The 25,081-nt window shown below is 61.1% G+C and carries 26 protein-coding genes and 1 riboswitch; of the genes, 8 read left to right on the forward strand and 18 right to left on the reverse strand.

Features of this window, described 5'->3' with window-relative positions; all coding sequences use genetic code 11:
• Nucleotides 1-329 precede the first annotated feature (329 nt).
• The 3 genes from ABDX87_RS06440 to ABDX87_RS06450 all read left to right on the forward strand — a co-directional run bounded on the left by ABDX87_RS06440 (nucleotide 330) and on the right by ABDX87_RS06450 (nucleotide 2,763).
• Nucleotides 330-554 carry a hypothetical protein gene (locus tag ABDX87_RS06440; protein WP_346832123.1) on the forward strand — a complete coding sequence of 75 codons (225 nt, stop codon included), beginning with the start codon at nucleotides 330-332 and terminating at the stop codon, nucleotides 552-554.
• A gap of 279 nt (nucleotides 555-833) precedes the next feature.
• Entirely contained in the window at nucleotides 834-1,325 is a 492-nt protein-coding gene (locus tag ABDX87_RS06445) for a hypothetical protein (RefSeq protein WP_346832124.1), read from the forward strand.
• A gap of 139 nt (nucleotides 1,326-1,464) precedes the next feature.
• Nucleotides 1,465-2,763: an OmpP1/FadL family transporter gene (locus ABDX87_RS06450; RefSeq protein ID WP_346832125.1), complete on the forward strand. Its 1,299-nt coding sequence runs from the start codon at nucleotides 1,465-1,467 to the stop codon at nucleotides 2,761-2,763.
• A 109-nt stretch (nucleotides 2,764-2,872) separates the two neighbouring features.
• Here the strand turns inward: ABDX87_RS06450 and ABDX87_RS06455 are convergent, their stop codons facing one another.
• The 11 genes from ABDX87_RS06455 to cobO form a co-directional block, all read right to left on the reverse strand.
• Entirely contained in the window at nucleotides 2,873-3,424 is a 552-nt protein-coding gene (locus tag ABDX87_RS06455; protein ID WP_346833716.1) for a glutathione peroxidase, read from the reverse strand.
• A gap of 153 nt (nucleotides 3,425-3,577) precedes the next feature.
• A complete protein-coding gene (locus ABDX87_RS06460; RefSeq protein WP_346832126.1) occupies nucleotides 3,578-4,312 on the reverse strand; it encodes an adenosylcobinamide-GDP ribazoletransferase in 735 nt (244 codons plus the stop codon).
• Nucleotides 4,313-4,885 carry an alpha-ribazole phosphatase family protein gene (cobC, locus tag ABDX87_RS06465; protein ID WP_346832127.1) on the reverse strand — a complete coding sequence of 191 codons (573 nt, stop codon included), beginning with the start codon at nucleotides 4,883-4,885 and terminating at the stop codon, nucleotides 4,313-4,315.
• Entirely contained in the window at nucleotides 4,882-5,934 is a 1,053-nt protein-coding gene (gene cobT, locus ABDX87_RS06470; protein WP_346832128.1) for a nicotinate-nucleotide--dimethylbenzimidazole phosphoribosyltransferase, read from the reverse strand. Before cobT ends, cobC begins: the two co-directional genes overlap by 4 nt.
• Nucleotides 5,931-6,452: a bifunctional adenosylcobinamide kinase/adenosylcobinamide-phosphate guanylyltransferase gene (cobU, locus tag ABDX87_RS06475; protein WP_346832129.1), complete on the reverse strand. Its 522-nt coding sequence runs from the start codon at nucleotides 6,450-6,452 to the stop codon at nucleotides 5,931-5,933. Before cobU ends, cobT begins: the two co-directional genes overlap by 4 nt.
• Nucleotides 6,452-7,930 carry a cobyric acid synthase gene (locus ABDX87_RS06480; RefSeq protein WP_346832130.1) on the reverse strand — a complete coding sequence of 493 codons (1,479 nt, stop codon included), beginning with the start codon at nucleotides 7,928-7,930 and terminating at the stop codon, nucleotides 6,452-6,454. The genes cobU and ABDX87_RS06480 overlap by 1 nt, the downstream gene beginning before the upstream one ends.
• Nucleotides 7,927-8,931, reverse strand: a complete 1,005-nt coding sequence (gene cobD / locus ABDX87_RS06485; protein WP_346832131.1) for a threonine-phosphate decarboxylase CobD — start codon at nucleotides 8,929-8,931, stop codon at nucleotides 7,927-7,929. The genes ABDX87_RS06480 and cobD overlap by 4 nt, the downstream gene beginning before the upstream one ends.
• Nucleotides 8,924-9,832 carry an adenosylcobinamide-phosphate synthase CbiB gene (gene cbiB, locus ABDX87_RS06490; protein ID WP_346832132.1) on the reverse strand — a complete coding sequence of 303 codons (909 nt, stop codon included), beginning with the start codon at nucleotides 9,830-9,832 and terminating at the stop codon, nucleotides 8,924-8,926. The genes cobD and cbiB overlap by 8 nt, the downstream gene beginning before the upstream one ends.
• Complete coding sequence (gene bluB, locus ABDX87_RS06495; protein WP_346832133.1) at nucleotides 9,829-10,479, reverse strand: 5,6-dimethylbenzimidazole synthase; 651 nt, start codon at nucleotides 10,477-10,479, stop codon at nucleotides 9,829-9,831. The genes cbiB and bluB overlap by 4 nt, the downstream gene beginning before the upstream one ends.
• A gap of 207 nt (nucleotides 10,480-10,686) precedes the next feature.
• On the reverse strand, nucleotides 10,687-11,988 hold the full coding sequence (locus ABDX87_RS06500) for a cobyrinate a,c-diamide synthase (protein ID WP_346832134.1): 1,302 nt from the start codon (nucleotides 11,986-11,988) through the stop codon (nucleotides 10,687-10,689).
• Nucleotides 11,985-12,596 carry a cob(I)yrinic acid a,c-diamide adenosyltransferase gene (gene cobO, locus ABDX87_RS06505; RefSeq protein ID WP_346832135.1) on the reverse strand — a complete coding sequence of 204 codons (612 nt, stop codon included), beginning with the start codon at nucleotides 12,594-12,596 and terminating at the stop codon, nucleotides 11,985-11,987. Before cobO ends, ABDX87_RS06500 begins: the two co-directional genes overlap by 4 nt.
• 112 nt (nucleotides 12,597-12,708) lie before the next feature.
• Nucleotides 12,709-12,927: riboswitch (cobalamin riboswitch) on the reverse strand.
• 151 nt (nucleotides 12,928-13,078) lie between these two features.
• Here cobO and ABDX87_RS06510 point away from each other — a divergent pair.
• Nucleotides 13,079-14,425, forward strand: coding sequence for a PQQ-dependent sugar dehydrogenase (locus tag ABDX87_RS06510; RefSeq protein WP_346832136.1), 1,347 nt, complete (start codon nucleotides 13,079-13,081; stop codon nucleotides 14,423-14,425).
• 201 nt (nucleotides 14,426-14,626) lie between these two features.
• On the opposite strand, the gene ABDX87_RS06515 is transcribed toward ABDX87_RS06510, so the two are convergent.
• The 6 genes from ABDX87_RS06515 to ABDX87_RS06540 form a co-directional block, all read right to left on the reverse strand.
• A complete protein-coding gene (locus ABDX87_RS06515; protein WP_346832137.1) occupies nucleotides 14,627-15,163 on the reverse strand; it encodes a C40 family peptidase in 537 nt (178 codons plus the stop codon).
• An 88-nt stretch (nucleotides 15,164-15,251) separates the two neighbouring features.
• Nucleotides 15,252-15,941: a C40 family peptidase gene (locus ABDX87_RS06520; RefSeq protein WP_346832138.1), complete on the reverse strand. Its 690-nt coding sequence runs from the start codon at nucleotides 15,939-15,941 to the stop codon at nucleotides 15,252-15,254.
• A gap of 75 nt (nucleotides 15,942-16,016) precedes the next feature.
• A complete protein-coding gene (locus tag ABDX87_RS06525; protein WP_346832139.1) occupies nucleotides 16,017-16,793 on the reverse strand; it encodes an NAD-dependent deacylase in 777 nt (258 codons plus the stop codon).
• A gap of 13 nt (nucleotides 16,794-16,806) precedes the next feature.
• Nucleotides 16,807-17,511 carry a DnaA regulatory inactivator Hda gene (gene hda, locus ABDX87_RS06530; RefSeq protein ID WP_062380066.1) on the reverse strand — a complete coding sequence of 235 codons (705 nt, stop codon included), beginning with the start codon at nucleotides 17,509-17,511 and terminating at the stop codon, nucleotides 16,807-16,809.
• Nucleotides 17,512-17,774: 263 nt separating this feature from the next.
• On the reverse strand, nucleotides 17,775-18,848 hold the full coding sequence (locus ABDX87_RS06535; RefSeq protein ID WP_346832140.1) for an AI-2E family transporter: 1,074 nt from the start codon (nucleotides 18,846-18,848) through the stop codon (nucleotides 17,775-17,777).
• Nucleotides 18,849-18,902: 54 nt separating this feature from the next.
• Entirely contained in the window at nucleotides 18,903-19,976 is a 1,074-nt protein-coding gene (locus ABDX87_RS06540; RefSeq protein WP_346832141.1) for a DUF2066 domain-containing protein, read from the reverse strand.
• Between the two features lie 302 nt (nucleotides 19,977-20,278).
• Here ABDX87_RS06540 and purM point away from each other — a divergent pair, with 302 nt between their 5' ends.
• From purM to ABDX87_RS06560, 4 genes are all read left to right on the forward strand, one after another.
• Nucleotides 20,279-21,337, forward strand: a complete 1,059-nt coding sequence (gene purM, locus ABDX87_RS06545) for a phosphoribosylformylglycinamidine cyclo-ligase (RefSeq protein WP_074752973.1) — start codon at nucleotides 20,279-20,281, stop codon at nucleotides 21,335-21,337.
• A 14-nt stretch (nucleotides 21,338-21,351) separates the two neighbouring features.
• On the forward strand, nucleotides 21,352-22,014 hold the full coding sequence (gene purN, locus ABDX87_RS06550) for a phosphoribosylglycinamide formyltransferase (RefSeq protein WP_346833445.1): 663 nt from the start codon (nucleotides 21,352-21,354) through the stop codon (nucleotides 22,012-22,014).
• A 32-nt stretch (nucleotides 22,015-22,046) separates the two neighbouring features.
• Entirely contained in the window at nucleotides 22,047-22,763 is a 717-nt protein-coding gene (locus tag ABDX87_RS06555; protein ID WP_346832142.1) for a DUF3108 domain-containing protein, read from the forward strand.
• 1,517 nt (nucleotides 22,764-24,280) lie between these two features.
• Nucleotides 24,281-24,472 carry a hypothetical protein gene (locus tag ABDX87_RS06560; protein ID WP_062380056.1) on the forward strand — a complete coding sequence of 64 codons (192 nt, stop codon included), beginning with the start codon at nucleotides 24,281-24,283 and terminating at the stop codon, nucleotides 24,470-24,472.
• A gap of 52 nt (nucleotides 24,473-24,524) precedes the next feature.
• Here the strand turns inward: ABDX87_RS06560 and ABDX87_RS06565 are convergent, their stop codons facing one another.
• Entirely contained in the window at nucleotides 24,525-25,067 is a 543-nt protein-coding gene (locus tag ABDX87_RS06565) for a DUF2058 domain-containing protein (RefSeq protein ID WP_346832143.1), read from the reverse strand.
• Between the last annotated feature and the right edge of the window lie 14 nt (nucleotides 25,068-25,081).

Here is a 25,081-nt window from a genome sequence, read left to right on the forward strand (position 1 = left end):
ACCTCGATGGTTTCCAGACATGAACTTGCACAGCCTGACGAATAGTCGCAGGTGTGAAAAAGCGTTCATGGCCTGCTCAAACCAGCCTGCAAATTGATCAGGATCTTCACCCCGAGCATCGAACCTTTGCTCCTGTTGTGTCGCCTGCCCTCCTAAGTACCTACCAGTCAGCCCAGCGCCACATGATAACCGCGCTTCAACTGGCTGCTTTTGTTCCAGACAGGTTCTGCGCCCTACCCTGACTCGCATTCGAGCATCGGTCCGCGTTTACTGGAACGTTTTTATTTTGCACGCCTCTTATTGCGTGTCGATTCAGGAAACACCATTACATGACTACTCATATTCAGACTCAAAACGCTATTCGTACCCTTACAAACGCCTTCGCACCGATGGACTGCCTGATCATGGCGGCCCGTAAAGGCTGCTTCAGCTTCACCATCGTCAACGAACACGGTATCGCGCGCCACAGCGAGCGCCTGTATCCCGATCAGTACTCCAGCGCCGAACCGCTGCAGGCCGTGATCGAGCGCACGCGTCAGGCACTGACAGCCTGATACCGTTCGTCGGCTGAAAAAATCGGGCACCCGAGCCTCACCCTTAAACGGTGGGGCTTTTTTGTGTCTGTTTTCCTTATGGAAAAGTGTGCAGCCTAATCGCTGGGCGACCTATGGCGCGCGATGCAAATCGGGAAATATTTTAAAAACAGCCCTTTACACCGTAAATATGACACTACACTTCAAGTCAAGCGGTCTGAGCCGCTTCCGGTGGGCCCAACCCAGATCACCGCTGCCAAGCACCAGGGCCCACCGGCTCATTCACTTCCCGAGGGTGTTATGGGAATCGCCGCCAGTGACCTGTGCCGTCATGTGATCCGCCCTACGCTGATCTATCTCGGCCGCCATCATCCCAGAGCAGAATCATTCCTGCTTGCGGTTGCCGCCAGCCAGTCCGCACTGGGCGCAGAACTCGACACCCAGCGGGGGCACGGCCTCTACAGCATCTCCGACACCCTTCACCACAAAGTCTGGGACGAATACCTGGCGAAGGACCCCGACCTCGCCAGCCTGGTCAGAGGGCTGGCCAGCCAGCACGCCTTTCTGAGTGGTCCGGACCTGGAACTCACCGTCAACCTGCGTTACTCCACCGCGATTGCCTGGCTGATGGTCGAGGCCAGCCATCTCTCGTTGCCTGCCGAAGATGATTTGCTGGGGATGGCCCGAATTTGGCGCCGGATATTTCAGCCCCAGGGTCGCCTCCAGGATTTCACGACGGCTTGGCAAACTACAGTTCGCCCCCTGTTTCAGGCCGAACCGGCCATTTTGTGACTTTGCGGTTTCGCTGACGTTCGCAGCAATTCTTCCGGATTGTCCTACAAGAACTGCTCTATCTCGGGTGATCCAGCCTATAGCGCGTTATGAAAAATATTGGTAATTTCCGCGCGGTGATCAACAAGGAGTTCTAACAATGAAAAAAACAATGATCAAATCCAGCCTCAGTCTCGCCATTACACTCGCCTCCACCCAGATTTTCGCATCCGGTTTCGCCCTTAACGAACAAAGCATCAGTGGTATGGGGACCGGCTATGCGGGCCGTTCCTCCTCGGCCGATGATGCCAGCACCGTTTACGGCAACCCGGCCGGCATGTCGCGCCTCAAACGCCAGCAAGTGACTGTGGGCGTTGCCGCGATCGACGCCAAGACTGACATCTCCGATACAAGCGGCAGAAGCAGCGGCACCAACAAAGGCGACATGGTTCCGTTCATCGCTGTGCCAATGGGTTTCTACGTTAACCCTGTCGATGAACACTGGGCCTTCGGCCTGGGCGTTTACGCCCCGTTCGGTCTGGTCACCGACTACGAAAGCAGCTTCCAGGGCCGTAACTTCGGCAGCAAGAGCATCGTTAAAGTCGTCACCTTCCAGCCAACGATCAGCTACGCGTTCAACGACAAGGTGTCGATCGGTTTTGGTCCGACCATCAACCGCATCTCCGGTGCTCTGGAATCGAACCCGAACCTGAGCGGCATCACCGCTCCAATCACCGGTCGTCCAGCGGGCGACGGTCGCGTTCAGGTCAAAGGCGACGACGTCGGCTATGGCTTCAACGCCGGTATCCTCGTGCAGGCGACCGACACTACGAGCGTGGGCCTGACGTATCACTCGAAAGTCACCTACAAGCTTGATGGCCACACTGAGGTCACTCCCGGTGCAGGCGTTCCTCCAGCGCTGCTGAGTGCAGGGCGTTATGACGCCAAGCTCAGCCTGGACACGCCAGAGTCGGTCGACTTCTCGGTCACGCAGTCGATGAACGATGCGTGGAAGGTCTATGCGGGCGCGACCTGGACTCGCTGGAGTCGTCTGGAAGACATCACCGTCAAGAACTCCGGCGTGAGCGGTGGTGCTCTGGCACCTCGTCTGTTCGGCACCATCACTGAGGAGCAAAACTGGCACGACACCTGGGCTTACGCCATCGGTACCTCTTACCAGTTGAATAAGCAGTGGGTGCTGCGTACCGGCCTGTCGTTCGACCAGTCGCCTACCAACAACGAGAACCGCTCGCCACGTATCCCGAGTGGCGATCGTACAATCTTCAGCCTGGGCGCCGGCTACAACCTGTCTGACGACCTCACGATCGATGTTGCTTACTCCTACCTGAAAGAAGAAGACGTCAAGGTTCGCAACGTCAGCCCACTGGGTCAGACGTACAACGCCAAGTATGAAAACAGCGCCAACGGCTTCGGCCTGGGCCTGACTTACCGCTTCTGATGCAGTCGGCGGGACCGGCAGATCACCGGTTCGCCAGACAGAAAACCCCGCAGCCAGCAATGGCTGCGGGGTTTTTCGTTATGGAGGGGACAAACCTGTCGCTTGAGAATCAGGGCCTGGACGCGATCGCTTTCTCGATTGCCGAAATCAGCTGCGGATCGTCCGGCGTGGTTGTGCTCGGAAAACTGGCGACGACGTTGCCTTTGCGGTCCACCACATACTTGTAGAAATTCCAGCGCGGCGCATTGCTCTGTTCTGCGAGCACCTTGAACAGATTGATCGCATCGGATCCCCGAACCGGCTGGGGCTCGGTCATGGTGAACGTCACACCATAATTGACATAGCAGACCTTGGCGGTTTCAGCGGCGTCGTTGGACTCCTGCTTGAAGTCGTCAGAAGGCACGCCGAGCACCTCCAGCCCTTGGCCCTTGAAGCGTTGATTGAGGGCTTCCAGGCCTTTGAACTGCGGCGCGAAGCCACAGAAACTCGCGGTATTGACCACCACCATCGGTTTGCCGGCGAATTGTTTACACAGGTCGATATCCTGCTTCGCCCGCAGCTTGGGCAAGTCACCTTGCAACAACGGCGGGCAGTCGGCCGCCATCGCAGCGCCGCTGATGGCGAACATTAGAAGAGGAAGGCAGATCCAGCGAGTTCTCATGGTGGCGTCCATTCAAGGCAGGAAGTTCGTCCCACGCTACTCCCTGCCATCGCGGCTGCCTAGCCGGTCGTATGATTTACACGACACACCGACCTGTGACCTCCCTGCAGGAGCGACTCGCGCCTAGAGGCATTGCATTGAGCAGAATCCAGATCAAACCGACAACGCCAACACCACCAGAACCAGCACCTCAAGCAGCTCCAGCGTCGCGCCGGCGGTATCTCCGGTGCTGCCGCCCAGACGCCTGAGCATCAGTCGCCGCAGCCAGAAAAAGCCAGCGGTCGCCGCCAGCACTGCTGCAACACCTGCCCAGCCGGCGATCAGCACACACGCGGTGGCAGTGATCCCCAACACCTTGAAACCCAGCGGCCGCGGCAGGTGCTCGGCCAATGCCTGGCCCAGCCCGCCCGCGCGCACGTAAGGCGTGTTGAGGAACAATCCCAGCATCGCCGCCCGGCCGATGACCGGCGCCAGCAGCAATCCCACACTGTGACGACTCTCGATCAACGCTAGCAGCGCCGTGAATTTCAACAGCAGCACGATCACCAGCGTCACCACCGCGATCGGCCCGCTGCGAGGGTCTTTCATGATCGTCAGGGTCCGCTCTCGGTCGCCGAATCCACCGAGCCAGGCGTCGGCACTGTCCGCTAGCCCATCCAGGTGTAGACCGCCGCTCAACAACACCCAGGCAGCCAGCAACAAGGCAGCGTGCAGAAACAGGGGTGCGCCGTGGAGCAGCAGATTCAGCGCCATCAGCATGGAACCGAATAGCACGCCCACGGCGGGATAGAACAGGAGTGATCGGCCCAGCTCTTGGGGCGTTGGCATGCCCGGCAAACGAATCGGCAAGCTGCTGAGGAATTGCAAGGCGATCCAGAACGGCAGCATCTAGACCTCCGTCAACGAGCCGTCAGCTGCAACATTCAAGCTGAACAACCCACCATGACCCACGATCACTTGCAGCAGCTGTTCACGAGGCAACCCTCGGGCCTGAGCCAGCAACAGGCGCATCACCCCGCCGTGACTGACCACCAGAAGGCGCTCGCCCTCATGGCTGCGCTGCAACCGCTCCACCGAACCCAGAACCCGTTCGGAAAAGGCCAACACGGGTTCGCCATTGGGCGGCGTGAAGGTGTAGGGATTTTCCCAAAAACGGCCGAGCCCCTCGGCGTCTGTCTCCATCAATTGCGCGGTGCCAATCCCTTCCCAGTCGCCAAAATGCAGCTCCTGCAGATCGCTTTCCAGATGCAAAGGCAACGACAGCCGCGCCGACAGCTCTTCAGCAAACCGCGCGCAACGTTGCAGTGGCGAACTCACGATACGATCCCAGGGCCCCGCCTCGCTCACTGCGGCACGCATCTGCTGCCAGCCGAGGTCGGTCAGGGCATCATCGAGACTGCCACGCAGACCGCCGCCGAGCACGGTTTCGCCGTGACGAAGCAGGTCAAGACGCAAGGTCATGCCGGACGGTCCGCCACGGCCGCTTCAGCGAAGGTCGCCATGCCGTTGTGCAGCTCGCAGGCCAGTCGCAGCAACGGCACGGCCAGCGCAGCGCCACTGCCCTCGCCCAGGCGCAAACCCAGTTCCAGCAGCGGCTCGGCCTGCAACGTTTCAAGCACGTGGCGATGGCCTGGCTCGGCGCCACGGTGACCGAAGAACAACCACTGACGACACGAAGGATTGATACGCACCGCCACCAGCGCGGCCACCGTGCAGATAAAACCGTCCACCAGCACGGCAATGCCTTCCTGCGCGCACGCCAGATACGCGCCCACCAGCGCCGCCATTTCGAAGCCGCCCAACGCGCGCAGGCTGCCCAGCGCGTCACCGGCCTGTTCGGCGTGCAGTTGGAGCGCCTGCTCGATCACCTTCGCCTTGTGATGGATGCCCTGCGCATCAAGCCCTGTACCCGGCCCGACCAGCAACGGGGCCGGGCAATTGAGCAGCGAGCACGCCACCGCGCTGGCCGCCGTGGTGTTGCCGATGCCCATTTCGCCGCCGATGAACAACTCGGTGCCGGCCGCCTTGGCGCGAAGTACGCTGTCGCGACCGCCCGCCAGCGCGGCCTCCAGTTGCGCCTGGGTCATCGCCGGTCCTTTGGCGAAATTGGCGGTGCCCGCTCCCAGATTGAGATGGCGGACACCCGGCAGGTTCAGCGGCGACACCGTGCCGAGATCCACCACATCCAGTTGCGCGGACAGTTGCCGGGCCAGCACGCTGATCGCCGCGCCGCCCATGATGAAGTTGTGCAGCATTTGCCCGGTGACGGCTTGGGGATAGGCCGAAACACCTTCAGCAACCACGCCATGATCCCCGGCAAAAATGGCGATCCAGACGTTGCCGACGCTCGGTTTCACTCGACCTTGCAGACCGGCCAGTTGCACGGCCACCGCTTCCAGCTGGCCCAGTGAACCGGTCGGTTTGGTCAATTGCTGCTGTCGGGCCAGCGCCTGCTCGCGGCTGTGTTCGTCGACTTCTCGTGCGGGGGCGAGCCACCAGGCATTACTCATAGTGCGGATCCTTTCAGGGTCATGGGCAGTCCGGCGACGGTGAATACCACGCGCTGGCAATGCTCGGCCAACGCCTGATGCAACCCGCCGGCTTCATCGACATAACGACGGGTCAGCTTACCGAGAGGCACGACGCCCAGCCCGGTTTCGTTGCTGACGAAAATGATTTCGCCGGGCAATTCAGCCAGGCAATCGAGTAGAGATTCGCGCTCCTGCGCCAGTCGCTGCGGATCATCCAGCATCAGCAGATTGGTCAGCCACAGGGTCAGACAGTCCACCAACAGGCAACGGTCAGGCCCCGCGCTTTCCTTTAATACACGTGCCAGCTCAACCGGTTCTTCGATCAGCCCCCAGTGGTCCGGACGGCGCTGACGGTGCAGCGCCACGCGTTGGTTCATTTCACCGTCCAGCGGTTGACTGGTGGCGATGTACATCACCTCAAGTCCGCTGTCGCTGGCGAGTTTTTCCGCCAGCCGACTCTTGCCGGATCGCGCCCCACCCAGAATCAATTGCAGCATCAGGCTGGCTCCAGTCCGCAGAGTTCACGCAGCAACGGGCCATCCAGGTGCTTCTCCACCAGGTCGGCCAATCGGTCGATGTCGCGCTCGCGCAAGGCGTGGTAGTCCACCGTCTGAACGTTCTGCAGACCGGCCCAGCGCAGCAGCGCACTGCTCGACGCCGGGTTTTCGAACAGTCCGTGTAGATAGGTGCCCAGTACCTGGCCATCGGCACTGCGTGCGCCGTCGCAACGACCATCGCCGAGCTGCACCAGCGGGTTCTCCAGCGCAGGCCCTGTCGTCACGCCCGCATGAATTTCATAACCGCTGACGTCCGCGTCTTCCAGCGTCAGACGGCCGCGCACGTTGCACAGTTGTTTTTCCTGCTCCAACACCGTACTCATGGCCAGCAATCCCAGACCGGGGCTTGACCCCGCTGCGCCCTCGAGGCCCAGCGGATCGTGCAGTTCCTCACCCAGCATCTGCAGCCCGCCGCAAATGCCCAGCACTTTGCCGCCGTAACGCAAGTGACGGCTGATCGCCGTGTCCCACCCGTTATTACGCAAGTAGGTCAGGTCGCTGCGCACGCTCTTGGAACCCGGCAGGATGATCAGGTCCGCCGCCGGAATCGGCTGGCCGGGCCCGACAAATTGCAGGTTCACTTGCGGGTGCAGGCGCAGCGGGTCGAAATCGGTGTGATTGCTGATGCGCGGCAGGACGGGCACGACGACGTTGAGCACCTGTTCGGCCTTGTCGGTCTGGCGCTGATCCAGACCGTCTTCAGCCTCAAGGTGCAAATCCATCACGTACGGCAACACACCCACCACCGGTTTGCCGGTGCGCTGTTCCAGCCAGTCGAGGCCCGGTTGCAATAACGCGATGTCCCCGCGGAAACGGTTGATGACGAAGCCTTTCACCCGCGCCTGCTCGCTGGGCGACAGCAGCTCCAGCGTGCCGACCAGATGGGCGAAGACGCCACCGCGATTGATGTCGGCCACCAGCAGGACCGGACAATCCACAGCTTCGGCGAAGCCCATGTTGGCGATGTCACCCGCACGCAGATTGATTTCGGCCGGCGAGCCCGCGCCCTCCACCATCACCACCGGCCACTGTTCGCTCAGCCGTTGATGCGACGCCAGCACCGCTTTCATCGCGATTGCTTTGTAATCGTGATACGCCACGGCGTTCATGGTGGTCACCGCGCGACCGTGAATGATCACTTGTGCGCCGGTGTCGCTGTTGGGTTTGAGCAGGACCGGGTTCATGTCGGTGTGCGGTTCAAGGTGACAGGCCTGGGCCTGCACGGCTTGGGCACGCCCGATCTCGCCGCCGTCTGCGGTGACCGCGCTGTTGAGCGCCATGTTCTGCGGCTTGAACGGCACGGTGCGCACACCCTGACGCGTCAGCCAGCGGCACAGCGCGGTCACCAGCGTGCTCTTGCCGGCATCCGACGTGGTGCCCTGCACCATCAGGGTCTTGCCGGTTTTCGGAGTGTTCATGCACGCTCCCGGGAAAATTCGCTCAAGGCCTTTTCCAGTCGCAGCCAGTCGGCCTCGTCCCGGGGCAGGCCAAACCGCAGGCTGCTGTTGTGCGGCCCGGCGTTCAGAAAGATGCGCAGCAAAATGCCGCGTTGCGCACAGAACTCATGCAGCTCGGCGGCCAGCGGCGTGATCAGCCATTGAAACAGCGCGCAGCCGCCTTGCGGTGCAAAACCGTGATGCGCCAGCAATGCTGCCAGCCTTTGACTGGCCTGCTCCGTTCGCTCGCGCTGCACGCGATGCCCTTTGACGTCGTCCAGACACGCCTGGCCGAGCATCCGCGTCGGCCCGCTGACCGACCATGGGCCGATCTGCCTGGCCAGCACTTTGAGAAAGCGTGACTCGGCAAGCACGAAACCGAGACGCACACCCGCCAGGCCGAAAAATTTACCGAACGAACGCAGCACGATCAGCCCGGGGCGCTGGGTTTCAGCCGCCAGACTCAACTGTGGCGTGTTGTCCATGAACGCTTCGTCCACCACCAGCCAGCCGCCGCGCTGCGCCAGCTTTGCGTGCCATTCCAGCAAACGCTCCGGTGTCAGGCTCAGGCCCGTGGGGTTGTTCGGGTTGACGACCACCAGCACGTCGAGGGCGTCAATGAAACGCTCGACCTCATGCTCCAGCACCTCGCGCACCAGAAAGCCGTTGCTGCGCCACGCTTCGGCGTGTTCGGCATAGCACGGCGACAACACACCGACCTTGCCCGCCTGACGCAGACGCGGCAGCGCCTGGATAGCCGCTTGAGAACCCGCGACCGGCAGCAGATCGGGTGCGCCGTAATACAGACGCGCTGCGCTCTCCAGACCGTCATCGGTTTCCGGGAGACGCGCCCACGCCGAGGCGGGGATCGGCGGAATCGGCCAGGCCCACGGAGAGATGCCGCTGGACAGGTCGAGCCAGCCGCCCTCGGCGATGCCGTACTTCGCTACCGCGCCGCGCAGCCGGCCGCCATGCTCAAGCATAGAATTCAGTCCCCAGACAGAGGATCAGCAGCCACAGCCAGACGCCGCGCTGCACCAGTTGCCAACCACGATCAATGGAAGTCGCGTCGGCGGGTGCGCCTTCGCCCAATTGCGGACGCTGATGCAGTTCACCGTGGTAGATCGCCGCACCGCCCAACTCCACACCCAATGCACCGGCGCCCGCCGCCATCACGGGACCGGCGTTCGGGCTGTCCCATTTCGGCGCTTGGGTCCGCCAACAGCGCAAGGCGAGCCGGGTCTTGCCCAATAGCGCGTAGGTCAACGCCACCAGACGCGCAGGAATGTAGTTAAGCAGATCGTCGATCCTGGCCGAGGCCCAGCCGAAACGCTCGAAGCGCTCGTTGCGATAACCCCACATCGCGTCCAGCGTGTTGCTCAGGCGATAGAGGACGACGCCCGGCGCGCCAAGGACCACAAACCAGAAAATGGCTGCGAATACCGCGTCGCTGCCGTTCTCCAGCACCGACTCGGTGGCGGCACGGGCGACTTCGGTGGCGTCCAGTTCAGAGGTCTGGCGACTGACCAGGTAACCCACACGACGGCGGGCTTCTTCCAGATCGTCGCCGCGCAGCGCCTGAGCCACCGGCTCGACATGCTCGCCCAGACTTCTCAAGCCGAGCGCGCAATACAGCGCCGCCACCTCCACCAGCCAGCCGATGTAGGGCAGCCAGCTGAAAAAGGTGATCACCACCGTCAGCGGCACGACGGCGATGAACCAGGCCGTCACACCATGGCTGCGCCAACCGCGACCGCCTGCGTTGAAACGTTGCTCGATGCGCTCGGCATAGCGCCCGAACGCCACCAGCGGGTGGTTTCGTTTTGGCTCACCGAGCAGCGCATCCAGCGCAACCCCGGCGACGCTCAACAACGCCACACTCATGGACTCACTCCCCATTTGTTCTCGTAAACCAGATCCTGCAACGGACGCGCCTGCGCCCAACCTTCCAATACCAGCATCGGCGCCGGATAGAATTCCTTGACCGGCCCCAGGCACAGAATCGCCAAGGTTTTTGAACCACTTGGCATCTCCAGCAATTGGCCGAGGGAAACCGGGTCGAACAGCGACACCCAGCCCATCCCCAGACCCTCGGCCCGGGCTGCCAGCCACAGGTTCTGGATCGCGCAGGACAACGACGCCATGTCCATTTCCGGCAACGTGCGCCGACCGAAAATGTGCTTCTCGCGGTCATCCATCAATGCAGCGACCAGCACTTCGGCGCAATCATTGATGCCTTCGACCTTGAGCCTCATGAAGTCATCGGAGCGCTCGCCCAGTGCCTCGGCGGTTCGAATCCGTTCTTGCTCGACCTGCGCCTGAATGCGGGAACGCAGTTGACGGTCAGTGATGCGGATGAAGCGCCACGGCTGCATCAAACCGACACTAGGGGCCTGATGGGCCGCTTCCAGCAGCCGCGCCAGCAACTCGGGGGCCACCGAGCCACCGCTGAAATGACGCATGTCCCGACGCTCGGCGATGGCCCGGTAAACAGCAGCGCGTTCTTCGTCGCTGAAGGCGTGGTCAGTCATGGCGGCAATCTCGGCCAGTTGGCCCACCGCGGAAATCTGATCTGTGTGAATAACCTGTGGGAGCGAATTCATTCGCGAGAAGTCGGTACAGCCGATACAGAGCCGTAGCCTGTAACACCGTATCGCGAATGAATTCGCTCCCACAGGGCACAGCGTTCCTACACCCAGACCGCGTAAGGGTGGCGATGGAAAGTGTCAGAGCGCTATTCATGGCCGTAAGAGCGCCGCCATCGCCTTAGGATTGGACGGAAAATAAAAATGCACGTACGAGGCCGTCATTCTGCCGTCCCGATACACCGCTTCGGCGCCGCGACCGCCGTTGGGGCTGACGCCTCGGGCGATGGGGGTCAGCTCGGTGCTGGTCAGCGAATGGTGATAGGTGTGGCCGCGCAGCGTGCCTTCCGGCAACTCCACCGCTTGCAACGCCAAGGCAGCCAGACGCTTCTGCATCACAGCCTCGCCGTCGAGCAAACCCACCAGCTCAGCCCGTTGACCGTCGACATCGGTCAGCGCATTCAGCAGGTACAGCATGCCACCACACTCGGCGAGCAATGGCTTGCCTGCGGCGTGATGAGCGCGAATCGCGTTGAGCATCGAGACGTTCTGCCCGAGCGCCACATGATGCAATTCGGGGTATCCGCCAGGCAGATACAGGCTGTCCGCGTCAGGGATCTGCGTGTCCCGAATCGGCGAAAAAAACGACAGTTCAGCGCCCATCGCCCGCAGCACATCCAGGCTCGCGCCATAGGTGAACGCGAAGGCTTCGTCATGGGCGATGGCGATGCGCACGCCCGCCAGCAAGGGCTCGGCCGGCACGAAATCAGGCGCCGAGAATGTCACGGCCGGCGGCAGCGTTGCATCGCAGGTGCTGGCCAACGCATCGGCGGCAGCGTCCAGACGCACGTCCAGATCGTTCAGTTCACTGGCTTGCACCAAGCCCAGATGGCGGCTCGGCAGTTCGATACCGGTTTCCCGCGACAGGGCGCCATACCAACGCAGGCCTTCGGTCAGACTGCCTTCGAGCAATTGGGCATGACGCACCGTGCCGACCCGGTTGGCCAGCACACCGGCGAACGGCAAATCCGGTTGATAACGCGCCAACCCCAAGGCGAGTGCACCAAACGTCTGCGCCATGGCCGTGCCGTCGATGACGCCCAGGACCGGCACGCCAAAATGCCTCGCCAGGTCGGCGCTGGACGGCGTGCCGTCAAACAACCCCATGACCCCTTCAATGAGAATCAGGTCAGCGTCGGCGGCCGCTTCCCACAGCAGACGACGGCTCTCGTCCTCGCCCACCATCCACATGTCCAGTTGGTACACCGGGTTGCCGCTGGCGCGTTCGAGAATCATCGGGTCAAGAAAATCCGGCCCGCATTTGAACACACGGACCTTGCGACCCTGATTGCGATGCAGGCGTGCCAACGCGGCGGTGACGGTGGTCTTGCCCTGACCGGACGCGGGCGCGGCGATCAACACCGCCGGGCATTGCCGAGGCTGACGCTCACTCACAATTCGATGCCCTTCTGCGCCTTGATACCGGCCTGGAATGCATGCTTCACCACGCCGATGTCAGACACGGTGTCGGACAGGTCGATCAACTCCTGCTTGGCGCCACGCCCGGTGATCACAACGTGCTGCATGGGCGGGCGCGCCTGCAGATCGCTGAGCACGCGCTCCAGATCGAGGTAACCGTGCTTGAGGGCGATGTTGAGTTCATCGAGGACCACCAGACCGATGCTCGGGTCGTTGAGCAGTTGCTGCGTGACGGCCCAGGCGGCTTCGGCAGCGGCGATGTCGCGCTGGCGATCCTGAGTTTCCCAGGTAAAGCCTTCGCCCATCACGTGATAGCGCACCTGTTCCGGGAAGCGGCGGAAGAACAGTTCTTCGCCCGTGGCATTGCGGCCCTTGATGAACTGCACCACGCCGCACTGCATGCCGTGGCCCATGGCTCGCGCCAGCATGCCGAAGGCGGAACTGCTTTTGCCCTTGCCGTTGCCGGTCAACACCAGCAGCAGGCCGCATTCATTCGGGGCGCTGGCAATGCGCTCGTCCATCACCGCCTTTTTGCGCAGCATGCGCGCCAGGTGGCGTTCGTCACGTTCAGGGGATTCGCTCATCTCAGCTCTCCGCTTGAGGGCAGGTGTGGCAAACGGAAGGCACAGGCAAAGACTGACAGCAGGCGCCGGGAGCTGAAAACCCGAGCCTGCGCAGAGCATCGCCCTCCGTGATGCTGTTTGAATGGATCAGGCCGGTCTCCGGACTCATGAGTTGAAACACAAGCCACGCGCCTTCCCATGCTCCATGAACACAGTGGCATCGTGCGTGACCTTGACTCATTTACCGTTGCGGAGGCAGCGCCGGGATTGAGCGTGAAATGCGCGCACCGGCTTCCCTGTTTCACCCTGTTGAACGACCGTGGTCGCGGGCACCTGAAACAATCGGCGAAGGTTAGAGGGTTGACTCCAGAGCGTCAATCAAAGCGGCACGCCATGCAGCAATTGAACGAGCGGTTGAACCCACCGCTCAGCCACGTCTCTATTCCTGTACATGCCTTTGCATGACTGCCAGATGCCTCACTGCGAGCAAGCGGAGATCGATCATGTTCAAACTCAGACCCCAGATGGTGGTTTTACTGTTGGTCGCCGGAGGGCTCGCGGCCTGCGGCGAGTCATCCAGGTTGCAGGTTTCGGACGGCACCGGCCCGTCACCCAAGCTTCCCGAACCGAACAAGACCCTTATCCCCACCGTGAACATCGCCCCGGCTGTTGGCTGGGCGGCGGGCGCAAAACCCATCGCCGCACCCGGCACACAAGTCGCGGCGTTCGCGGAGAACCTCGATCACCCTCGTTGGCTGTATGTGTTGCCCAACGGTGACGTACTGGTGGCGGAGACCAACGCGCCGCCCAAGCCTGACGATGGCAAAGGCATTCGCGGCTGGGTCATGAAAAAAGTCATGGGACGGGCGGGCGCAGGCGTTCCCAGCGCCAACCGCATTACGCTGCTGCGTGACAAAGATCACGACGGCGTCGCCGAAACCCGCACCGTGTTCATCGATCACCTCAATTCGCCGTTTGGCATGACCCTGGTCGGCAACAACTTTTATGTCGCCGACACTGACCGCCTGTTGCGCTTCAACTACGAACCGGGCGAGACATCGATCAAGGGCGAACCGCTGAAAGTCACGGACTTGCCGGGCGGCACGATCAATCATCACTGGACCAAGAACGTCATCGCCAGCAAAGACGGCAGCAAGCTGTACGTCACGGTGGGCTCAAACAGCAATGTCGGTGAAAACGGCCTCGACGCGGAAGAAGGCCGCGCAGCAATATGGGAAGTGGACGCTGCCACCGGCAACCACCGCATCTTCGCCTCAGGCCTGCGCAATCCCAACGGCATGGATTGGGACCCGCGCACCGGCAAGTTATGGACCGCCGTCAACGAGCGAGACGAGATCGGCAGCGATCTGGTGCCCGACTACGTAACCTCCGTTCAGGATGGTGCTTTCTATGGCTGGCCCTTCAGTTATTACGGCCAGCACGTGGACATTCGGGTTTCGCCACAGAATCCGGAACTCGTGCAGAAGGCCATTGCGCCTGACTTTGCGGTAGGTCCCCACACCGCCTCGCTGGGCCTGGCCTTCGCGGACGGCAAGTCGTTGCCGGCACCGTTCAACGAAGGCTTGTTCGTCGGCCAGCACGGCTCGTGGAACCGCAAACCTCACAGTGGCTACAAGGTGCTTTTCGTGCCCTTCAAGGACGGCAAGCCAAGCGGAACGCCGGTTGACCTGTTGACCGGCTTCCTCTCCCCCGACGAAAAAGCGCAAGGTCGCCCGGTGGGCGTGGTGAATGACAACAAAGGCGGGGTGTTGGTGGCCGATGACGTCGGCAACAAGATCTGGCGCGTGACGGCGGCACGGACGGTGCAGGCGTCGAACTCAGCGCCATGAGCCGAGAGCGGGTCTGCGTGGCTCATTCCAGGTGTGGGAGCGCCACTTGGGCCAAACCTGTTCTTGCGGAGGTTGAGATCCAGGATCGTTCCAACGCTCTGCGTGGGAATGCCTGCCAGGACGCTCCGCGTCGACGTTGACGCAGAGCGCCAGCCCCTGCGTTACCACGCGGAGCGTGGGAACGATCAGCAAACCTGAGATTTACTGCCGCGCCAGATTCGACGGCGTAATCACACGCTTGGCATTCAGCCAGGCCTTCTGCCAATACGGCTTGTCCAGACTGTCGAGTTTGACAGTGCCACCCGTGGCCGGCGCATGCACGAAGCGCCCTTCTCCCACATAGATCCCGGCATGACTGACGTTCGACCCGCCACCCGTGGCGAAGAACACCAGATCCCCGGTCTGCAACTGGCTGCGATCGATGTCAGGACCACGCAGGTTGATCATGTCGCGGGTCGAGCGCGGCAGCGTAATGCCCGCTGCGCCCTGATACACGTAACCGATCAGACCACTGCAATCAAACCCCGAATCCGGCGTATTGCCGCCCCAGCGATAGGGTGTGCCGACCAGCCCGATGGCACGCAAAAGCACGTCATCCGCGACCGGAGAGGAAAATTGAGAAGGAGCGGATACCACAGGCCTGGAAACGACCTTGGGAGGGGCTGGCGGTGGAGTGCTGGAACAGGCGGCCAGCAATACAGCCAGTGAAGCAACAACCAGGCGAACCGTAAACGACATAAACACAACAACCTTTGCGGGATGCGGCTTACTCTGCCGGGAGCTGGGACTGCGTGCAATCAGGGTTTCCCCGGTTGCACGCCCGGTATTAACGGTGTTGGCGCTTGAGTGTAGTCGAGGTCATCGCGGTTGTGGTTTCCGGAACCTTGGAAGGTGCCATGGCCAGCGCGCGCTTGGCTTCGATGAACGTACGGGCCCAGTAAGCGTCGTCGAGACTGTCGACACGAACGCCACCGCTGCGACGGCTGCTGGAGTGGATGAACTGATCATCGCCCAGGTAGATGCCGGCATGGCTGACGCGACCGCGGCCTGCGGTGCTGAAGAACAGCAGATCGCCCGGCTTGAGGTCGTTACGCTTGACCAGAGGTGCGTCGATGTTGATCATTTCGCGGGAAGAACGCGGCAGGCTCATGCCAGCCTCTTCACGGAACAGGTAACCGATGAAACCGCTGCAATCAAAACCGGACGTGGTCGACGTGCCGCCGAAACGATAGCGGGTACCTATCAACGACTTGCCACGTTCCAGGATGCTGTCTGCCAGTACCGGTAACTGGTAGGGCTTGTTGTCAGCAAACTGAGCCAGTTCGTCTTCGGTGGCGATTTCGTCATCCAGTACGGAAGCCGAATAATCAGCGCGTTTGGCAGCGGTTTGCGCGGTGACAGAATCCTTGAACTGAGGGTTCTGCGACTGCTGTTGCGACGCTGGCATCTGGGCCGCGCAGCCGAACAGCAGCGAAACGAGTGCGAGAGGCACGAGGGGTGCGAAGCGATTTAGCATGGGCACGACCGTGGCTAAGGTGTAAAGAAGCCGAGACTATGCCTTCTATCGTCATCATTTGCAAATTCAATCGAATCAAATGTGACTTACCAGGTCCTCCATCACATCTAAGGCTCTACACCTCAGGAACGCGTCCATGTGAATGGAGTGATCTGTCGACGATGGATTTATCTCGGCGGTAAAGCCTCCCGCGACCCGCGTGCGCAGCATCGGCTCGTGGATATAGGGGAAGCCGGCGGTGGTTCCGATGCTGAGCACAGCGTCAAAGCCTTTCGCCATTTCCTCATACAGCACGTTCAATGCCAGCTCTGGCAGCATCTCTTCGAACAAGACGACCGGCGGTCGCAATACGCCGTGGCAGCGTGCGCATAACGGCGGCAGCGGCCGTTGCAGATGTTCGCTCAACTGCGGATCTTCAGCGCCACACGACTGGCAGTAGAGCGGCGCCAGTTGCCCGTGAATCTCGATCAGCCGTTCTGGCGGACTGCCTGCCGCGCGATGGTAGCCGTCCACGTTCTGCGTCAACACCCAGCACTCAGGCTTGCGCCGTTGCAATTCGGCGATCGCATAATGCGCCGCATTGGGCTGTCCGCCCAGGCAAGCGCTGCCTAACTGTGCAATGTATTTCCAGCACAGCGCAGGATCGCGACGCAGCATCGGACCGGACAACGCCATTTCAATGGGCAGTCCGTCGTCGGTATGACCGTTATAGAGGCCGCCGACGCCACGGTACGTCGGCAATCCGGAATCAGCAGACAGGCCTGCGCCGGTGATGATCAGAATGCGGTTGGCGTGGCGCAGGGCCGCTGCCGTCTGCCGCACCAGGGCGGGGTCGACGACAGACTGCTTCACTGGCCGCTCCCCACTACCAACCCAGCGTTTCTTTAAGGAAGGGGATGGTCAGCTTGCGCTGTGCCTGAAGCGACGCCTGATCAAGCTGCTCCAGCAGATCGAACAGTGCGCTCATGCTGCGTTTGCCACGGGTCAAGATGAAATGACCGACCTCGTCGGTCAGGTGCAATCCGCGGCGCGAGGCGCGCAATTGCAGGGCACGGAGTTTTTCTTCGTCGGAGAGCAGGCGCATCTGGAATACCAGCGCCATGGTGAGTCGCGATTTCAGGTCGGCCAGCTTGACCGGCAGCTCGCGAGGCGAACAGGACGCTGCAATGAGCAAGCGACGACCGCTGTCACGCAGTCGGTTGAACAGGTGAAACAGGGCTTCTTCCCATTCCGGCTTGCCGACCACCGCCTGCAAGTCGTCCAGACAGACCAGTTCGTACTGTTCCAGGTGATCGAACAGCTCGACGCCTTCATCGATGACTTCGGCCATGGGCAAATAAACGGCAGGCTCGCCCATCTGCTCGAAACGCAGACACGCCGCCTGGAGAAGGTGCGTGCGCCCCACTCCCTGCTTGCCCCACAGATAGATCAGGCTTTCGGTCCAGCCGGCCTCGGCTTCGCACAGCCGCTCGACATAGCCGAGTGCAGCGGCATTGGCGCCTGGATAGTAATTGATGAAGGTGGCGTCATCACGCAGACGCACACTCAGGGGCAGCTGAACTGGTTTCATGCTGGCTGAACGGTTCGGTGACAAACCGCCAAGGGGCCTCTGTGTAAAGTGTGCAAAGTTTATACCCGCAAGCCGGGGCGCACAATGCGCCAGACCACCTGCAAAATCAAAGGGTTGCGTCTACACCGGGCCAGGCCGCGGATTACCGGTAAAAGAAAGGCGTTAAATAGTGAAGACAAGGCCACGCTCTCTGACCAGCCGGACCCAAAAACCTGTGGGAGTGATCGTGCTCCCACAAAGGTCTTGAGCGCTCACTCGGCTATTTACAGATCCGGGTCTTCCATCCCGCCATAAATGTCCGAGTCCTTGTAAAGGTCATGGACGTGACGCACCAGCACCATGATCACCGCCGCCACTGGCAGCGCCAGCAAGATGCCGGTGAAGCCGAACAGCTCGCCGCCGGCCAGAATCGCGAAGATCACCGCCACCGGATGCAGTCCGATGCGATCGCCGACCAGCAGCGGTGTCAGCACCATGCCTTCCAGCGCCTGACCGACCATGAACACCGCCACAATACCCAGCATCGGATACAGGTCGCCGCCAAACTGAAAGAAGCCCGCCAGAATGGCCGAGCCGATGCCGATCACGAAGCCCATGTACGGCACGATCGCCGCCAGTCCCGCGATGACCCCGATCAGCAGCCCCAACTCAAGGCCGACCAGCATCAGACCCGCCGCATAGATCACACCCAGCGCCACCATCACCAGCAACTGTCCGCGAATGAACGCGCCGAGCACTTCGTGACACTCGTCGGCCAGTGCAACGATCTTCTTCTCTTGATGACGCGGCAACAGGCTGCGCACCTTCGCCATCATCACGTCCCAGTCGCGCAGCAAGTAGAAGCAGACCACCGGAATCAGCACCAGGTTGGTCAACCAGCCGATCAGCGCCAGCGTGGACGTCGTGGCTTGCGCCAGCACGATGCCAACGATATCGCCGGTCTGGCCCATGTGCTCGGAAATCGCCGCCTTGACCTTGTCAAACTTCCAGAACCCGTCCGCCAGCCCCAGCTTGGCCTGCGTCCAAGGCAATGCCGTGTGCTGCAACCAGTCGAGAATCTGCGGCGCCAGTTCGTACAAGCGATACAACTGCTTGGCGAGCATCGGCACCAGTACCAGCAGCAAGCCCATGAAGATCAGCGTGAACAGGACAAACACCGTCACCACGCTGAGCGTGCGCGACATCTTCAGTTTTTCCAGCCGATCCGCCAGGGGATCGCCCATGTACGCCAGCAACAGCGCCACCAGAAACGGCGTCAGGATGGCGTGCAGCAACCAGACGAACAGGCACAGCAGAATGACTCCGCCCAGCCAGAACCAACGACGCGTATCAGTCATTACTGCCCCTTAACCCAGGATGATTGGCTTCGTGCAACGTCGCTATGAACACATTCACCAGCGGAAGTGCAGTGTCTGTGCAGCAGGTTGTTGCGGCGCAGGCGCGGGAGCCGTGCCTGGCGCAACGCCCGGAGCAGGCACTTGTCCGGCGTCGACCGGCGCACTGGCGACTTCACCGGCCGGCACTTCCTGCAACTTGGCCAGCGACAATTGCGAACGTAGCTGATCCGGACTGCCGCTCACATCGAACACCACACGGTCCGCGTCCACTGATTTCAAACGACCCCCGAAAGGCTCCAGCAAGCGACCCAGTTGAGCGTAACGCTCCAGGTTCATGCCCTGAACTTCCAGCGCCATGCTCGACGACGCCCCCGGCTTGACCACAAACCGTGGCGCCAGACGCTGACTCACGGACAGCAGGACGGCATCGGCAAGCTCAGCCGAACTGGCGCCGGTCGCACTGCCTTGCTCCATCTTGTCGCCCAGCCACAAGTGCCATTTACCCTGCCATTGCCCGCCGTTTTCCTGCGCATGAACGGCCAGAATCGCATCGGAGCCATAACGCTCGGACGCTTGCTTCAGCGCAGTGACGTCATTGCCATCCAGGGTCTTGGCGTTGCCGATCCCTTGCTCACCCAGATCAGCCAGAGGCAGACGCAGAGGCAAGCCACGGTGCTGCGCGGCTCGGCGCAGCGGCTCGGCCGAAGCCTGACCGTCGCCGACCAGGTTCGCACCGTCGGTTGCATCGTTCAGCCACCACGCCATGATCACCGGGCGGTTGGAGCCCCAGAGCGACAACCCTGCCTGACGCAAGGCGCGATCGGTGCTCGCCGGGTCGAAATCCACCTGCAGCGACTCGGGCGGCCCTGCGTCATAACCGTACTGACTGATGATTTGCTGTGGATCCTTGCGCACTGCAGCAAGGCCCGGACCTTGAGCGGCCTTCGGGTCACCGGTCAGACGACCGACCAGCGTTTCAAGCGCGGCCTGCGTCGCCCGGGTTTTCTCGTCCGGGGTCTGTCCGCTGACGGGCTCGCGCACCTGATAGAGGTTGTTCACCGTTTCGGCCAGGGCCGGCAGACTCATGAGGGACAGACAGCCTACGAACAGGCAGTTTTTCAGGCGCATAGAAGATTCCCAAACGAAGCGTATTAATAGCTGCATAAATGTGACTGGCTCGACTCAGACCGCACGGCGGCACAAATCGCTCACTCTGGCGATGAAGTTACACCTTTTATAGCTGCCGACGAACGGCGAAACCCTGAACAGGCGCGTTATTTTTTCTTCATGATGGCCCTGCCCGTCGGCCCAAGGATGGCCGCTTTGGCCCAACCCTGATAAAATCGCGCGCCTTCGCAGACCGGCGATGACATGGCCCCGCGCCGTTCCAACTCGGTCGTTACCCCGAATCCCCCCTAAAGGCCTGGATAATGAGCAAGCAACCCTCCCTGAGCTACAAAGACGCCGGTGTAGACATCGACGCCGGTGAAGCATTGGTCGAACGCATCAAGAGCGTCGCCAAGCGCACCAAGCGCCCGGAAGTGATGGGCGGCCTGGGGGGCTTCGGCGCTCTGTGCGAAATCCCGGCCGGCTACAAGCAGCCTGTCCTGGTGTCCGGCACTGACGGCGTTGGCACCAAGCTGCGTCTGGCGCTGAACCTGAACAAGCACGACAGCATCGGCATCGACCTGGTCGCCATGTGCGTCAACGATCTGGTGGTCTGCGGCGCTGAGCCGCTGTTCTTCCTGGACTACTACGCCACCGGCAAACTGAACGTCGACACCGCCGCTCAGGTCGTGACCGGTATTGGCGCGGGCTGCGAACTGGCCGGTTGCTCGCTGGTCGGCGGCGAAACCGCTGAAATGCCAGGCATGTACGAAGGCGAAGACTACGACCTGGCCGGCTTCTGCGTCGGCGTCGTGGAAAAATCCGAAATCATCGACGGCTCGAAAGTCGTGGCGGGCGACGCCCTGATCGCCCTGCCCTCTTCCGGTCCGCACTCCAACGGCTACTCGCTGATCCGCAAGATCATCGAAGTCTCCGGTGCCGACATCGAAACCATCCAGCTGGACGGCAAACCACTGACCGACCTGCTGATGGCGCCGACCCGCATCTACGTCAAGCAACTGCTCAAGCTGATCAAGGACACGGGCGCGGTCAAGGCCATGGCCCACATCACTGGCGGCGGTCTGCTGGACAACATCCCGCGCGTCCTGCCTGAAGGCGCACAAGCGGTGGTCGACGTGGCCAGCTGGACGCGCCCGGCCGTGTTCGACTGGCTGCAGGAAAAAGGCAACGTCGACGAGCATGAGATGCACCGCGTCCTGAACTGCGGCGTCGGCATGGTCATCTGCGTCGCCCAGGAACACGTCGAAGCCTCGCTCAACGCCCTGCGTGAAGCCGGCGAGCAGCCTTGGGTCATCGGCCAGATCGGCGTTGCAGCCGAAGGCGCCGCGCAAGTCGAGCTGAAGAACGTCAAGGCACACTGATGCCCGACGTTGCGATGCCTGACACACCTCAAACGTGTGATGTCGTGGTGCTGCTGTCCGGCACCGGCGGTAACCTGCAAGCGATGATCGACAGCTTTCAGGACAGTTCGAGCCCGGCTCGCATTCGCGCGGTGATTTCCAACCGCGCCGATGCCTACGGGCTGGAGCGCGCCAGGAACGCGGGCATCGAAACCCGCGTTCTCGAACACACTGCCTACGAGGGTCGAGACGCCTTCGATACGGCGCTGATCGAGCTGATCGACTCATTCGCACCGAAGCTGGTGGTACTCGCCGGTTTCATGCGCATTCTCACGCCGGGCTTCGTGCGTCACTACCACGGTCGCCTGCTGAACATTCACCCTTCCCTGCTTCCAGCGTATAAAGGCTTGCACACGCACCAACGCGTGCTTGAGGCGGGCGACACCGTTCACGGCTGCAGCGTGCACTTCGTCACCGAGGAACTCGATGGAGGGCCTCTGGTCGTACAAGCAGTTATTTCGGTAGAGTTGCACGACACGCCTGCCACACTGGCGCAAAGGGTTCACACCCAGGAGCACCTGATTTACCCGCTGGCGATCCGCTGGTTCGCCGAAGGCCGATTGGCCCTGAGCGAACACGGCGCTTCACTGAACGGCCAGCCACTGGGGCCTGGCGGTCATTTGATCCAGGCCACTTAATTTAGCTCTTTCGTCCAAAGACAGGAGATTCTATGCGTCGCGCTTTGCTCTTCGCTTTCGCTCTGTTCGCAATCCCTGCGGTCAATGCGGCAGACCTTCAACCCTTCTCCGCCAGTTACACCGCTGATTTCAAGCAACTCCCGGTCGGTGGCGGCAGCGCCACCCGCAGCCTGGAAAAAAACGCCAACGGCACCTGGACCCTGAGTTTCAAGGCATCGATGATGATCGCCAGCCTGACCGAGGTCAGCACCCTGAAATCCGAAAAGGACACACTGCTGCCGCAGACCTATCACTTTGAACGCGGCGGCCTGGGCAAGAGCAAGACAGTCGACCTGGTGTTCGACTGGCCGACCAAGTTCATCACCGGCACCGACCGTGGCGACGCGGTCAAGATCCCGCTGAACACGGGCATTCTGGACAAGTCCACGTACCAGCTGGCGCTGCAGCACGATGTCGCGGCGGGCAAGAAGAGCATGACGTATCAGGTGGTCGATGGTGACGAGGTCGACACCTATGACTTCCGCGTGCTGGGGACCGAGAAGGTCAACACCAAAGTAGGATCGGTCGATGCCATCAAGGTCGAGCGCGTGCGTGATCCAACGCAGAACAAGCGCATCACCGTGATGTGGTTCGCCAAGGATTACGATTACCTGCTGGTTCGTTTGCAGCAAGTTGAGACCGATGGCAAGGAGTACAACATCATGCTGCAGGATGGCACGGTGAATGGTAAGGCTGTGAAAGGCAGCTGATCCGGATTGTATTGAGTGCTCTGAGAACCCCGCTGATTGGCGGGGTTTTTTATTGGGGTTGGGGTTGGGGTTGGTGATCGCTAGCACGCTCTGCGGGGGAATGCAGGGCAAGACGCTCTGCGTTCAGGTCGACGCGGAACGTCAATTAATGCGTTACCACGCGGAGCGTGGGAACGATCAGAAACCCTCCTCGCTTTTTTTCGTGCATTTACCTTCCGCACGCCGCTCTCACCTCCCGTACGCCGCTCTTAACTGTAGGAGCGTGGCTTGTCCCGCGATCTGCCGGGAACCGGCAGCAAGACCTGTGCATGCGGCGTATCAGGCACAATTGAGTCGCCTGGTTTTGCTACCGCTGCGCGGTAGATCGCGGGCAAGCGCGCTCGTACACGTACCTCGTCAACCTCCCTGATCGTTACCATGCGGAGCGTGGGAATGTAGGGCAAGACGCTCTGCGTTCAGGTCGACGCGGAGCGTCAATTAATGCGTTACCACGCGGAGCGTGGGAACGATCAGAAACGCTCCTCGCTTTTTTTCGTGCATTTACCTTCCGCACGCCGCTCTCACCTCCCGCACGCCGCTCTTAACTGTAGGAGCGTGGCTTGTCCCGCGATCTGCCGGGAACCGGCAGCAAGACCTGTGCATGCGGCGTGTCAGGCACAATTGAGTCGCCTGGTTTTGCTACCGCTGCGCGGTAGATCGCGGGACAAGCCACGCTCCTACACGGGCTGCGTCAACCTGCATGATCAGGCCCACGCTCTGCGGGGGAATGCAGGGCAAGACGCTCTGCGTCCAGGTCGACGCGGAGCGTCAATCAGTGCGTTACCACGCGGAGCGTGGGAACGATCAGAAGAGCTCCTCGCTTTTTTTCGTGCATTTACCTTCCTCACGCCGCTTTCGACTTCCGCACGCCGCTCTTAACTGTAGGAGCGTGGCTTGTCCCGCGATCTGCCGGGAACCGGCAGCAAGACCTGTGCATGCGGCGTATCAGGCACAATTGAATCGCCTGGTTTTGCTACCGCTGCGCGGTAGATCGTCCGGATGCGGCCCAGACACAAGCCACGCTCCTACACGGGATGCGTCAACCTGCATGATCGTTACCACGCGGAGCGTGGGAATGCAGGGCAAGACGCTCTGCGTTCAGGTCGACGCGGAGCGTCAATCAAGTAACCCGCCGCAGGCGGAACAGTTTGGCCGTTAGGCCAAACCTAAAACGTGAGCATCACAGCGATTGAATGAACATACGGATAAAGCATCCCTGCTCACTTCACCTGACAAACGAAAACCGCCAGTTTTGCGGCACCGAACCCTCCCCAAACGAACATGAAACTTTCTTCACCCCCTCCAAACGAGTGCGACAACTCGCCGCATCTCCCTTTAAAACAACCCCTTAGCGATTCTTTCCAAATCAGAAAATAACCTTTACCAAAATCGTCGGTTTACTTAGCAAGCTACCAAAACCTATAAAGGAACCACTGCGACGTCCTGCCGCAGATTTCAAAGAGTCAGGAGTTTTCAATATGACGGTAACTGTTACTGAACGCGACGACGCCCATATCTCTCACGAAAGCATCGCGGATGGCATTCAGATCTGGGATGTTCGCCAGCAAGACCAACTGGTAGGGATGTTTCACCACGAATCGGACGCACAGCGTTACGCAGCAGAGCTCGCAGAGCTGGAAGCCAAGAAGGCAGCGAGCAACTCGCAATAACGGAATCGCGACAAAACAAAACCCGCCTAGGCGGGTTTTGTTGTACTGGGGTTTACCACATCAGATCGTCAGGGATCTTGTACGCAGCGTACGGATCGTCGCCATCCGGCTCCTCCGTCGGCTCACTGAGCAACACGATGCGGCGAGGGTCGCGCTCCTGCACTTTCAGCGCTGCTTCGCGAGGGATCACTTCATACGTGCCACCGTGGTGCACGATCGCCAGCGAGCCGTTACTCAGCTTGCTGCGCATCAGCGCGTTGACCGACAGGCGCTTGACCTTCTTGTCGTCGACGAAGTTGTAGTAATCCTCGGTGGTCAGCTTCGGCAGACGGGTCGCTTCGATCAACTGCTTGACCTGCGCGGCACGGGCTTTTTGCTCGGCCTTTTCTTGCTGCTGCCGGTTCAGTTCCTGGTCACGCCTGGCCTTCTCGGCCATAGCTTCCTGGGCGGCGCGCTGGCTGGCGTCGTCGGCGACAGCCTGGCCTTTGTGCACCAGACGCTGTTCTTTCTGCTTGGTTTTGGCGACCTGTTTGGCCTGCTTTTCGTTGACCAGACCTGCCTTGAGCAACTGGTCACGAAGGGAAATACCCGCCATTTATCTTCTCTCTC

Origin of the sequence: Pseudomonas abietaniphila (genome assembly GCF_039697315.1) — a bacterium.
GTDB lineage: Bacteria > Pseudomonadota > Gammaproteobacteria > Pseudomonadales > Pseudomonadaceae > Aquipseudomonas > Aquipseudomonas abietaniphila_B.

Bases quoted from the DNA above. Each gene is read 5' to 3' on its own strand.
- ABDX87_RS06560 (WP_062380056.1), top strand. From the start codon at position 24,281: ATGACGGTAACTGTTACTGAACGCGACGACGCCCATATCTCTCACGAA.
- ABDX87_RS06515 (WP_346832137.1), bottom strand. From the start codon at position 15,163: ATGTCGTTTACGGTTCGCCTGGTTGTTGCTTCACTGGCTGTATTGCTG.
- ABDX87_RS06480 (WP_346832130.1), bottom strand. From the start codon at position 7,930: ATGAACACTCCGAAAACCGGCAAGACCCTGATGGTGCAGGGCACCACG.
- ABDX87_RS06520 (WP_346832138.1), bottom strand. From the start codon at position 15,941: ATGCTAAATCGCTTCGCACCCCTCGTGCCTCTCGCACTCGTTTCGCTG.
- bluB (WP_346832133.1), bottom strand. From the start codon at position 10,479: ATGACTGACCACGCCTTCAGCGACGAAGAACGCGCTGCTGTTTACCGG.
- cbiB (WP_346832132.1), bottom strand. From the start codon at position 9,832: ATGAGTGTGGCGTTGTTGAGCGTCGCCGGGGTTGCGCTGGATGCGCTG.
- ABDX87_RS06455 (WP_346833716.1), bottom strand. From the start codon at position 3,424: ATGAGAACTCGCTGGATCTGCCTTCCTCTTCTAATGTTCGCCATCAGC.
- ABDX87_RS06445 (WP_346832124.1), top strand. From the start codon at position 834: ATGGGAATCGCCGCCAGTGACCTGTGCCGTCATGTGATCCGCCCTACG.
- ABDX87_RS06460 (WP_346832126.1), bottom strand. From the start codon at position 4,312: ATGCTGCCGTTCTGGATCGCCTTGCAATTCCTCAGCAGCTTGCCGATT.
- ABDX87_RS06535 (WP_346832140.1), bottom strand. From the start codon at position 18,848: ATGACTGATACGCGTCGTTGGTTCTGGCTGGGCGGAGTCATTCTGCTG.
- cobU (WP_346832129.1), bottom strand. From the start codon at position 6,452: ATGCTGCAATTGATTCTGGGTGGGGCGCGATCCGGCAAGAGTCGGCTG.
- ABDX87_RS06440 (WP_346832123.1), top strand. From the start codon at position 330: ATGACTACTCATATTCAGACTCAAAACGCTATTCGTACCCTTACAAAC.
- cobO (WP_346832135.1), bottom strand. From the start codon at position 12,596: ATGAGCGAATCCCCTGAACGTGACGAACGCCACCTGGCGCGCATGCTG.
- ABDX87_RS06540 (WP_346832141.1), bottom strand. From the start codon at position 19,976: ATGCGCCTGAAAAACTGCCTGTTCGTAGGCTGTCTGTCCCTCATGAGT.
- cobC (WP_346832127.1), bottom strand. From the start codon at position 4,885: ATGACCTTGCGTCTTGACCTGCTTCGTCACGGCGAAACCGTGCTCGGC.
- purM (WP_074752973.1), top strand. From the start codon at position 20,279: ATGAGCAAGCAACCCTCCCTGAGCTACAAAGACGCCGGTGTAGACATC.
- purN (WP_346833445.1), top strand. From the start codon at position 21,352: ATGCCTGACACACCTCAAACGTGTGATGTCGTGGTGCTGCTGTCCGGC.
- hda (WP_062380066.1), bottom strand. From the start codon at position 17,511: ATGAAACCAGTTCAGCTGCCCCTGAGTGTGCGTCTGCGTGATGACGCC.
- ABDX87_RS06510 (WP_346832136.1), top strand. From the start codon at position 13,079: ATGTTCAAACTCAGACCCCAGATGGTGGTTTTACTGTTGGTCGCCGGA.
- ABDX87_RS06565 (WP_346832143.1), bottom strand. From the start codon at position 25,067: ATGGCGGGTATTTCCCTTCGTGACCAGTTGCTCAAGGCAGGTCTGGTC.
- cobT (WP_346832128.1), bottom strand. From the start codon at position 5,934: ATGAGTAATGCCTGGTGGCTCGCCCCCGCACGAGAAGTCGACGAACAC.
- ABDX87_RS06450 (WP_346832125.1), top strand. From the start codon at position 1,465: ATGAAAAAAACAATGATCAAATCCAGCCTCAGTCTCGCCATTACACTC.
- cobD (WP_346832131.1), bottom strand. From the start codon at position 8,931: ATGCTTGAGCATGGCGGCCGGCTGCGCGGCGCGGTAGCGAAGTACGGC.
- ABDX87_RS06555 (WP_346832142.1), top strand. From the start codon at position 22,047: ATGCGTCGCGCTTTGCTCTTCGCTTTCGCTCTGTTCGCAATCCCTGCG.